We start from the raw sequence: 9,059 nt of genomic DNA, 5'->3' as shown, positions 1-9,059 counted from the left end.
GGAAAGAAGCTAAAAGAAACCATCGTACCATTATATCGACTTCGTTGGGCCTTGAGCCGGCTCTGGATTGAGCATCATCCATTCTTTTCTCTTGCTTTTTCTACCACCCCGAATTGTTCGAACATCGGTTCGAACAATTCGGGGTGACCCGTGTGGAGATAGGGATATAGCCTGCTTAGCCAGGGAAGTGGCAAGCAGCGTAGTGGTTGGCTTGCTTTTCTTCGAGTTGCGGAATGACTTCACTACAAATAGCCTGCGCTTTCCAACAACGTGGATGAAAATTGCAGCCACTTGGAGGATTGACCGGACTGGGAACGTCACCTTCAAGGATGATGCGTTTACGGCGTAGCTCAACTTCAGGATCTGGCACTGGAATGGCTGAGAGCAGAGCCTGTGTGTAAGGATGTAAGGGGGTTTCGTACAGGCTTTCGCTCTTGGCAAGCTCTACAATACGGCCCAGATACATAACGGCGACACGATCACTGATGTGTTTCACCACGGAAAGGTTGTGGGCCACGAAGAGATAGGTCAGTCCTAATTTACCCTGTAGATCCTGCAGCAGATTCAAGACCTGTGCCTGAATCGAGACGTCCAGGGCTGAGACCGGTTCGTCCGCGACGACAAAGGATGGATTTAAGGCCAGTGCGCGGGCAATACCGATACGCTGACGTTGACCACCGCTGAACTCGTGGGCGAAGCGGTTCACATAATAAGGATTGAGGCCGACCGTCTCCATCAGGCTGGCGACATTCTCTTGAATTTCTTTGCTATTGCCGCGTTTGAAATTCTCGAGTGGTTCCGCAATGATCTGTCCGATGGTATAACGGGGATCTAGAGAGCTATAGGGGTCCTGAAAGACCATCTGCATAGTGGAGCGTTTGCGACGGATCTCGTTGGCGGGTAGCGTTGTCAGTTCAACACCATCCAGTTTGACGGTTCCTTCGGTTGGCTTGATCAATTGCAGAATGGCGCGGCCTGTGGTGGATTTTCCACAACCGCTTTCACCGACCAGACCCAGAGTCTCACCACGGCGCACAAAGAGATCAACGCCATCAACCGCTTTTACCTGGCCTACAGTGCGCCCCAGGATGCCCCCTTTGATAGGGAAGTGTACTTTGAGCCCCTTGACATCAACGAGTGTGGTCCCCGCGTTTTTAGGAGTTTGAACTTCTTGTACCATAGTTTTCCTCAAATTATGCTAGTTTGGATAGAAGCAGGCCGCTAATTGTTCGCCACGACTAACTTGCATCAGTTCTGGTCGTTCCTGGCGACAACGAGCCTGAACCTTCGGACAACGCGCGGCATAGGGGCATCCTTGCGGGGGATTCACCATGTCGGGTGGCTGACCAGGGATCGGAGTCAGACGTGTGCCACGTAAGTCATCCACACGCGGGATCGACTGCAACAGCCCAACGGTGTAGGGATGTGCCGGGGTATCAAATATTTGCTTGACGGGTGCCGACTCTACGATATGCCCTGCATACATAACATTGACATGTTGGCATGTGCCAGCTACCACACCCAGATCGTGAGTAATCAGCATGACGGCGGTGCCAAACTCCTGTGAGAGTCCTTTCATGAGCTCAAGTACTTGAGCCTGAATGGTCACGTCGAGCGCGGTTGTTGGCTCATCAGCGATCAGGAGTTGTGGATTACAGGCCAGGGCAATCGCGATCATCACACGCTGACGCATGCCACCACTAAACTCATGCGGATAAGCCTTTGCACGCTTCTTCGCATCAGGGATACGGACCAGATCAAGCATTTCGACCGCGCGTCTCCAGGCCTGATCGTTATTGACATCTTTGCGGTGTCGTTTCACGGTCTCAGCAATCTGGTAGCCAACCGTGAAGACCGGATTGAGTGAGGTCATCGGGTCCTGGAAAATCATTGAGATTTTGCTACCGCGCAATTCAGTCAGATCATCCATGCTTTTCTGCAAAATACTCTCGCCATTGAAGATGATATCCCCACCAACAATTTTTCCCGGAGGATTGGCGATCAAGCGCATAACTGAAAGCGCAGTGACGCTTTTGCCCGAGCCACTTTCTCCTACTACACCCAGTGTTTCACCGGGTTTCATCACGAACGAGACATCATCAACCGCTTTGATCACGCCTCCTCTCGTATAGAAGTAGGTTTTTAAGTTGTTTACTTCCAGCAAGTTTGCTGCCATATATCTATCTCCGCCTAGTAATTAGTCTTTTGAGTGTGGATCAAAAGCGTCGCGTAATCCATCACCTATAAATGAGAATGATAACACGATGATAACAAGTGTCAAGGCTGGGACAAGAAGTTCCCAGGGATAGGCTTCCAGTGATGCAGAGGCGTCCGAAATCATCAGACCAAGGCTAGAACCGGGAGGTTGTACGCCCAGGCCCAGATAACTGATGCCTGCTTCACCCACGATGGTCCCTGAAATATCGAGCGTGGATGCGACCATCACGATACTGAAAAGATTCGGCACAATGTGGCGCAGGATGATCGTAGAATCCCTGGTGCCTGAGGTTTTGGCGGCCTCAACGAATTGTTGCTCACGCAATTGCATTGTCTGACCACGGACATAGCGAGCCATCAACGGCCAGGCTGTAAAGGCCAGTGCCATCGAAACGAGCAACAGGCGTGCATTCCCATTTGCTCCCATGACAGGAATTTTGCTGAGATTATCGTCGGCCCAGCTGCCAAGGATACCCGCTACCAGGATCACGAAGAGTAAACCAGGAAAGGCGAACAGCAGGTCCGCCAGACGGGCTAGAAATTGATCAATCCAACCACCATAATAGCCAGCCAGCACGCCGATAAGGATACCAAGGACGACATTCACCACTTCAACGGCAACTGCAACAATAATCGAGATCAACATACCCTGCATCATACGAGCGAAGATATCGCGTCCCAACCCATCGGTGCCCAGCCAGTACTGCGCGGAAGGCAATTCATCGGTGCGGTCTAGCTCCTGATGATCAAAGGTATGATACGCACCAGGTCCAATCACTTTGCTGTTTACGCCGCTGGTATAGGGGCCGCCGATGTGCTGGTAGATGAATGGTCCAAAGAGAGCGATTACTACGATCAAGGTAATCATAACCAGGCTCACTATGGCGCGTTTGTCACGCCGGAAACGTTGCAGTGATTCTTGAAATGGAGTTAACGGTTTTTTGGCTTGCTTCTTGTGATCAATCACCACATCAGGTGTCAATTCTGCGGCTTCAATGATCAATGATGCTTTATCGCTCTCAGGCTGCTCGGGAAGATAGTCTAACTCCTGCTCAGGCTGCCCGGGAAGGTAGTCTAACTCCTGCTCAGGCTGGACGGCATTTGTGCTAGGAGTGATAAATTCTGATGCATTATCTGCATTGCGATCATGTGTATCCAATTATCTTCTCCTATGAAATTTTAATGCGAGGATCTACAGCCGTGTAGAGCAGATCGGAAATCAGGTTCCCCAACACGACCGCGCTTGCCAGTAGGACGGTCGTCGCCTGAATAACTGGATAGTCGCGTGTCGTGATGGATTGGATGGTAATATAGCCGATACCTGAGATGTTAAAGACTGTCTCAATAAAGAATGCTCCTGTGACCAGAAAGCCAAGGGAGACACCGAGCACTGTGATGATTGGAATTAAGGCATTGCGAAGCGAATGACGGTAAATAACCACGCGCTCTTTCAATCCTTTAGCCCGAGCAGTGCGAATGTAATCCTTGCGGAGCACTTCTAATGTGCTGGTACGTGTCAGACGTACAAAATAAGCCATACCGGTTGCCGCATAGATGATCACCGGAGCCAGTTTGAATTGAATGTCTGACCAGCCATATTGCCAGGTATTGCCCCAGCCAGCAACCGGCCAACTCACTCCAAAGTGGAGGTGAAGATAGACAATCACGACCTGAAAGAGCGTGGCCAGAATAAAGGAAGGAATGGCAAAGAGGAAAATAGCACTTGTCATACTGAGCGTATCAAGCCAGGTTCCTGCTTTGAGTGCAGACAGAATGCCCAGTGGCACACCAATAAGGATCTGTAGTAACAATCCCCAGAAGCCCAGTTCCAACGATGTTGGCACTCCTGTGCTCAAAATATCCCATACCGCACGTCCCTGCGTGGTGAAAGAGGTACCCAGATTGCCGTGTAAGAGATTGACAACATAGTTGTAATACTGTTGATACAATGGCAGGTCTAAGCCGTACTCATGCTTCAAACGGAGATACGCAGCAAGATTGAAGTGGTTTCCCAGCATAGCCGTAATGGGGTCGCCTGGTGCGTAAAATCCGAAGATGAACGTGATGAAAGTCACGCCCAGCAGGACGAAAACAAGGCCGATCAGCCTTTTAATAAAAAATTGAGCCATTTTGAACCTTCTACTCCCTCGTTACATACTTGAGGTGGTAAACAATGGTTTGCATGTACAGTAAGGTACTTAGAATAAGAAACAGCTACGTGTTAAAGTGGATCATTGTACGCTTAAGTGTTGTTCTGTGTTGCATACCACATGTTGCTCGCCATCCTTGAACCAGATAACGTAAGGGACCTTTCTCTTGTATCTTCTGCGGTTGGTTGCGCCAGGAATACTGGAAGCGATGGCACATTCGCCTGGTTTACCCTGTTCAACCGAGATGCCGATATCGATACATGAGCCAGATTTTTTGCTATTTTATGTGAGGCCACCAGTATTGTCAAGGCGAGTAGCTATTGGAGGGAGAATAGTATCACTCTTTTTACGTCTCCCTATCCATGCAGTATCTCTACCTGACATAGAACCTTTTCTTACTTTGCTGTCTGTTTTTTTCTTCTTATAGTAGATAGTACGAAAAAAGTAGGGATAGTGAAAACACTGCTGTTTCGCTATCCCTGAGGGTGCAATAGAGGCACTCAAAGCATGTCTTTGTGCGCCCCATTGCGGGCTGAAGGGCTAGTGACTGCTGACAGTCATCAGTGCCCAGTCATCAGGCGCATTGAAGTCACCGGCATTGAAAGCACGGCCATGAATGTAGGACTTCAAGACGCGAGAACGAGCTTTCTGGTAGATCGGTAGCCAGACCACATCGTTGATCAACTGTTGCTCGGCAGTATTGTATGCCTGCAGGCGCTTGGTGGGGTCTTGCTCGATATCGGCGGCAGTCAGGGCTTTCTGAACCGCAACTTGCGCCGCAGCATCGCTTGAGTGGTTCTGACCATAATTGGTCTGGTTATTGGGGGAGCCAGCAGCGAACTGAAGGGTCAGGAAGTCCTGAGCATCTGGATAATCATCACCCCAGCCGGTCTGGAACATCTGAATGTTCGCTGTGCCAACGTTCTTGGGCAATTCTGTGCTTAGCGTTTCAAAGTCTGTGGGAACTTGCTTCACTGTGACACCGAGGACATCTTTCCATTCCTGAGTGGCGATAGTGATTTCTTTGTCAAGGTCAGCGCCACCACTCTGATAGGGGAATTTGAGTGTTGGCAGAGCGGCCGCGTTAGCATAGCCTTCTTCCTTCAAACCTTGTGTGAACAATTGCTTAGCCATCGTTGCATTACCTGCGGTGCTGGTGGTGCCGTCGACACCTTTCAGGTTTTCATTATAACCAGGCATGCCTTGAGGAACGATATGATTGGTTGGCACATTAATGCCTCTCCAGGCAGTCTTGTTGATCTGGTCTTTGTTCAGCGCGAGGGCGAAGGCCTGGCGGATATGAATATTGTCGAAGGGTTTGGACAGATAATTTAGTCCATAGTAGAAAATTGAGAGAATAGGGACAATGTGATACTCTTTGGAGTTTTTTACCTGAGCCAGATCCGGAGACGGCACTGCCGCCTGATCGACCTGTCCATTCTGATACGCCTGGAAAGCTGTTTCAGCGGTTTTGTAGAAGGTTGATACGACTTTAACCGTCGCCTTTGGTCCTTCATAGTTCGGATTAGGCACGAAGATGATGTCTTTGCCGTGCTTGTATTCTTGAACCTTGTATGGGCCACTACCGCCGCCTGTGGTTAAATGGTCGGTGAAGTTTTTGTTGCCATACTGATCGATCAAGCTTTTCTCAACCACAAAAGCGGTCGAGTAGGTCAACGAGGCCAGGAAGTAACTGGCTGGCTTGTTGATTTTGATGGCCACTGTGCTGGCATCTGGCGCAAGCAGGCTATCACCGATGAGCGTATTGATCGTGCCACCCAGACGTTTGTCTGAGTCTTTGATCAGATTCAAATAGCTGGGTGACGCAGGGGAGTTGAGATCCTTGGATAAGGCGCGATCCAGGCTATAGACAACATCAGTTGAGGTCAGAGGTTTGCCATCGCTAAACTTCAAACCGGGTTTCAATTTGAATGTCCAGGTCAAGCCATCCTTACTGGTGGTCCAGGATTGGGCCAGTTCTGGAATAACTTTCTGATCTGCATTCAACGAAACCAGGCCGACGAATACCATATTAATGGCCTGTGAGGAGAGTTGGTCTGTTGCCATAGCAGGATCAAAGGTGGCAAGGTCTGCAATTCCTGCCAGTGGATAGTTAAAGACGGGAGTTGCGGTTGGGGTCGACGAGGAACCACTGCCGCCACAGGCGCTCAGCACGACACCCAGGAGAACCAGCATTGTTGTGATGATTCCCAGGGCTGACTTTTTGGTCGATCGCATGAAGATTTCTCCTTGTATAAAGGAATAAAGATAACTACGTTGGGAGTATTCTTTGCTTATACTGTATCGGCATCAGTCTCAGGTAGGACTATACAGAATAAACATATCCCTGTCTCCCATGTGTTTTTCATGGATTACATACATATTGATATATATTGTTCCATGAATTCATTGGCAATGATTTTTTGCTCAGACCACAATACCGAATTGTGTACAGCCGGTATTGTGGCATTTAAAATAGCTGGCAAAAAAATCTTTCTGTAATAATTACGTCATGTCTTGAGTAAATCTCACCAAAAAACGAGGAATTTCAAGATTTCTTTGGCTTCTGGAGTTTTTAGGGAGTGAATAGGGAGTCAGGAGAACATCTCCATCCTCGGCAGGGGGATGGTTGTCCCCCTGTCAGGAGATTTTACTGTACGCGGTAGATGTGCGCCCAGTCGTCGGGTGGGATGGTGTTCTGGGCGTTGTCGGAGATGCCGACGATGTTGGGATTGCGCAGGAATGTCTGGGTGACCTGTTCCATAGGGAGCCAGGCGACGTCGTTGATCAGACTTTGCTCGCTCTGAGCATAGCCTGACATGCGGGCGCTGATCTTCACATTGCCGTCATCTGTCGCAAGTTGCTGCTGTACGATTTGTTGCTGGGCCGCGTCGCCACTGGTATTTTGTCCATAGTTCATATTATTGTTGGGCGAACCGGCCCCGAATTGTTGCGAGAGCCAGTCCTGGGGATCTGGATATTCTCCTACCCAGGCCAGCCCCCACATTTGAATGCCGTTGGTGTTACCGGTCGCGCCTGTCACTTTGTCGAGCAGGGTATTGTAATCAACGGGATTGGCCGCGACCTGTACTTTGAGGACCGTTTGCCAGTCCTGTATCATTGCCTTTACCTCTTGATCGAAGCTGGTCACTCCACTGACATAGGTGAGTTGAATGGCTGGCATATCCGCCACTGATTGCCATTTCTCTTCATGAAGCCCCTGTTGGAGCAGCGACACGGCCTGTTGCGCGTTCCCTTTCAAATTGCTGTTGCCAGCGGGTCCGGTGATCGCGGCATTGTAATCAGGCAGTCCCGGCGGCACGATATGGTTGGTTGGCTGCACAGTATTCTGCCAGACACTGCTGGCGATAGCTGTTTTGTCGATGGCAAGTGCGAAAGCCTGACGAATGTGAATATTATCGAAGGGTTTTGTCAGATAATTCATGGCATAGTAGTTGATCCACAATTGCGGCGTTCGATGGAAATCTTTGCGTTTCTGGTCACTACTCAATGTATTGCCTGGCACGCCAGTGAGATCAATTTTGCCATTCAAATAGTCCTGATAGGCCTCCTGGGATGTATGGTAAAAGGCAAAGGTGACCTTTTGCAGTTGCGGTTGCACGTTGTAATACGCTTTATTGGGCGCGAAATCGATGTGGGAATTATGGACATAGTTTGCCACCGTGAAGGGACCCGAAATGCCTCCTTCATTTAAATGATCGGTGAAGGCTGTTTTATATCTGGTGAGCAGACTCTTTTCAACGACAAAGGCACAGGGATAGGTAAGCATCGCAGGAAAATAGGCCGCATGTTTGTTGGTAGTGATGACAATCGTGCGTGCATCAGGGATTTGAATACTATCCCCGATCAGGGTTGAAATGCGCCCGGCCAGGAGTTGATCTGAATCCTTGATCAGGCGTAAGTAGATAGGGGCGACGCTCGATTTGGTCGCGGGTTGCAAGGCACGATCCAGGCTGTAAGCGACATCCGTTGCTGTCAGGGGACTGCCATCATTAAATTTTAGATGAGGTTTTAAGGTAAAGGTCCAGGTGACACCATCGCTCTCGAGTTTCCAGGATTGTGCCAGTTGCCCTTTGACATGCAATGTATCATCGGCCTGTACCAATCCTGTATAGAGCATCTGGACGGCGCTGATCGAGGCTGGATCGTGGGCCAGCGCGGGATCGAGGGTATCCAGATCGGTGATACCAACTTCGGGAATCGTCAAGGTTTGTTTATTGGCAGGGGCTTTCACCAGAGATGGGGCAGTATTGGTGTCGCCCCCAAATGGATTGCTACAGGCGGCCAGTAGCAAGGTTAGCAAGGTCAGCCTGATTAGCTGGCAAAAGAATAGGAGGCGAGGTGATATTGGGGGCATCCTATGTTTTGCGCTAACAGTATTTTTATCGATCATTAGGCGCAGCTCCTCCAGGCGCGTTAGAAAATTTTTAAGCGATCCATGCGATGTTGGGCTAGAAGTGGATGGACAAATCGGGATTGGAGATCATGATGGGCACTGTAGGTGCGTGCCAAGGTCGCAACCGAGGTGCGCTTTCCCCTTCACGTATCACCATCTCGCTCCAACTGTGACTGGCAGGACGGTTATGGTACGAATGAGCCTACGAGCGAGGGATCCGGACGATAATGGGGAAAGCGGGACTCACGTTCGTTCGTGCTGCACCTACGTTACCC

At 49.8% G+C, this 9,059-nt stretch carries 6 protein-coding genes; all 6 read right to left on the bottom strand.

Annotated elements, in window-relative coordinates; all coding sequences use genetic code 11:
• Nucleotides 1-175: 175 nt before the first annotated feature.
• Entirely contained in the window at nt 176-1,180 is a 1,005-nt protein-coding gene (locus tag F1593_RS13640) for an ABC transporter ATP-binding protein (RefSeq protein ID WP_149402122.1), read from the bottom strand.
• A gap of 18 nt (nt 1,181-1,198) precedes the next feature.
• Nucleotides 1,199-2,176, bottom strand: a complete 978-nt coding sequence (locus F1593_RS13635; RefSeq protein WP_149402121.1) for an ABC transporter ATP-binding protein — start codon at nt 2,174-2,176, stop codon at nt 1,199-1,201.
• Nucleotides 2,177-2,197: 21 nt separating this feature from the next.
• Entirely contained in the window at nt 2,198-3,376 is a 1,179-nt protein-coding gene (locus F1593_RS13630; RefSeq protein ID WP_235932576.1) for an ABC transporter permease, read from the bottom strand.
• Between the two features lie 10 nt (nt 3,377-3,386).
• Nucleotides 3,387-4,346, bottom strand: a complete 960-nt coding sequence (locus tag F1593_RS13625; protein ID WP_149402120.1) for an ABC transporter permease — start codon at nt 4,344-4,346, stop codon at nt 3,387-3,389.
• A 561-nt stretch (nt 4,347-4,907) separates the two neighbouring features.
• Nucleotides 4,908-6,605 (bottom strand): peptide ABC transporter substrate-binding protein, encoded by a 1,698-nt coding sequence (locus F1593_RS13620; protein WP_149402119.1) that lies wholly within the window; start codon nt 6,603-6,605, stop codon nt 4,908-4,910.
• Nucleotides 6,606-7,017: 412 nt separating this feature from the next.
• Nucleotides 7,018-8,781, bottom strand: a complete 1,764-nt coding sequence (locus tag F1593_RS13615) for a peptide ABC transporter substrate-binding protein (RefSeq protein WP_149402118.1) — start codon at nt 8,779-8,781, stop codon at nt 7,018-7,020.
• Between the last annotated feature and the right edge of the window lie 278 nt (nt 8,782-9,059).

Origin of the sequence: Dictyobacter arantiisoli, from assembly GCF_008326305.1 — a bacterium.
Classification (GTDB): Bacteria; Chloroflexota; Ktedonobacteria; order Ktedonobacterales; family Ktedonobacteraceae; genus Dictyobacter; species Dictyobacter arantiisoli.
This window is presented reverse-complemented; position numbering and strand designations above follow the sequence as displayed.